The sequence below is a fragment of the uncultured Planktosalinus sp. genome (genome assembly GCF_963973675.1).
Taxonomy (GTDB): Bacteria; Bacteroidota; Bacteroidia; order Flavobacteriales; family Flavobacteriaceae; genus Planktosalinus.
In genome coordinates this window covers 1-2,223 of the sequence record NZ_CAXBAN010000409.1, presented here as the reverse complement: position 1 = coordinate 2,223, position 2,223 = coordinate 1, and the positions used below count along the sequence as shown (strand labels likewise).

Sequence of the window (2,223 nt, the reverse complement as noted above, 5' to 3'; positions counted from 1 at the left end):
AACAAAAATACCAGCGCCATCAAAAGAGAGTTGACCGTTATGGCAAAGATTGAACCAAATTCACTTGAATACCAAAGCCAGTTTGTTTTGATAATGTTCCAGGTAAGAAATGCTATATAGGCAAAGAGCAATACTTGCCATCCTTTTCTTTTTTTGGCAGTCTTTCTAATTTTGCGTTCAGCGACAAGAAGAGGAACAAAACCAAAAAATAAAAATAAGGGAAAACCCCAGGTTGGCCAGCCAAATGATAGTAAAAGACCCGAAGCAAGTGCAAGCAAAAAATATCTCATTTGAGCAATGATTTTTTAAGTGGTAAATATAGGGAGATTCAACGGACTCTTAATTGGCCACATCGCTGATAAATTTGATTCGGTATAAGCGAAGTTCTTCCTCTTCATAGTCGCCATCAAACTCATTCATTGCATCGTCAATCTTATCGGTTTCAGCTTCAAGAAAATAATCGTGTATTTCTTCCTGCTGGTCTTCATCGAGTATGTCATCGAGCCAGTAATTGATATTTAATTTTGTTCCGCTATATACAATGGCCTCCATTTCTTTGATAAATTCATCCATTGTGAGTCCTTTAGCTTTTGCAATATCAGCCAGGGGCAATTTTCTGTCAACATTTTGAATGATATAAAGTTTAAGCGCACTGTTTGACCCGGTTGTTTTGACAATCATATCATCGGGGCGATCAATGTCATTATCATCAACATAACGGTTGATAAGCTCTATGAATGGTTTTCCATATTTTTTTGCTTTCCCATCACCCACTCCATGCACATTTGAAAGTTCATCAATAGAGCCGGGATATTTTAGGGACATGTCTTCTAATGAAGGGTCTTGAAAAATTACAAACGGTGGTAAGTCCAATTTGTGAGCCATTTTTTTTCGTTCTTCTTTGAGAAGTTTGAATAGTTTTTCATCGGCTACAGCACCTCCTTTTTGTGCAGTTATGACGGTATCGTCATTGGCTTCTTTAAAAGAGTGGTCTTCTGTCATCATAAATGAAGCCGGTTTCTTCAAATATTCAAGACCCAGTGGTGTTAATTTAATGACACCATATGTTTCAATATCTTTTGAAAGCAAACCTGCAACCAACACCTGTCTTAAAAGGGCCATCCAGTATTCAGGCTCCTTATCTTTTCCAAGACCAAAATAGGGTTGTGTATCCAAACGGTGAGAACTGATAAGGGCACTTAGTTTACCAACGAGAATTTGAACAATTGCTTTTGATTTATATTGTTGATTACTTTCTTTGATGACATTGAGAAGTTTAACTACATCGTTTTTGGCTTCGTGTTGTTTTTTAGGATTGCGCATATTGTCATCCATATCACCGCCTTCACCTGTTTCATTGTCAAATTCTTCACCAAAATAATGGAGGATAAATTTTCTTCTTGAGATGGAGGTTTCTGCAAATGCAACTACTTCCTGCAAAAGTGCATGACCTATTTCCTGTTCGGCGACCGGTTTACCACTCATGAACTTTTCGAGTTTTTCGATGTCTTTGTAAGAATAGAATGCAAGGCAGTGTCCTTCACCGCCATCTCTTCCTGCGCGTCCTGTTTCCTGGTAGTAACTTTCAATGCTTTTAGGAATGTCGTGATGAATTACAAAGCGCACATCAGGTTTATCAATTCCCATTCCAAAAGCGATTGTAGCCACCACTACATCGGCATCTTCCATCAAGAACATGTCTTGATGTTTCACTCTTGTTTTTGGGTCCAATCCGGCGTGATAGGGCACTGCATTCACACCATTGACCTGAAGGGTTTGGGAAAGTTCCTCAACGCGCTTTCTGCTCAAACAATAAACAATGCCACTTTTACCATCGTTTTGTTTTATAAATCGAATGATATCAGCATCTACATTTTTGGTTTTAGGTCTAATTTCATAAAATAAATTTGGCCTATTGAAAGAGGCTTTAAAAACCTTGGCATCGGTTATGTTAAGGTTTTTGATTATGTCTTCCTGAACTTTGGGTGTGGCAGTTGCTGTGAGGGCTATTATAGGGATGTTATCACCAATTCTTCCGATAATTGATTTTAGATTTCTGTATTCAGGCCTGAAGTCGTGTCCCCATTCGCTGATACAATGGGCTTCATCTATTGCAAGAAATGAGATTTTAACACTTCGTAAAAAAGCTACATTTTCTTCTTTGGTAAGCGATTCAGGTGCTACGTATAGCAGTTTTGTTATACCGTCAACAATTTCTTTCTT

Annotated in this window: 1 protein-coding gene and 1 pseudogene; both read right to left on the bottom strand. The window is 38.1% G+C overall.

The features are described 5' to 3' along the window. A pseudogene (locus tag AACY61_RS12740) lies at positions 1-290 on the bottom strand (apolipoprotein N-acyltransferase); the annotation flags it as partial. Positions 291-339: 49 nt separating this feature from the next. Then, on the bottom strand, positions 340-2,223 hold a 1,884-nt coding region (locus AACY61_RS12735), incomplete at its 5' end, for a RecQ family ATP-dependent DNA helicase (protein ID WP_339611955.1).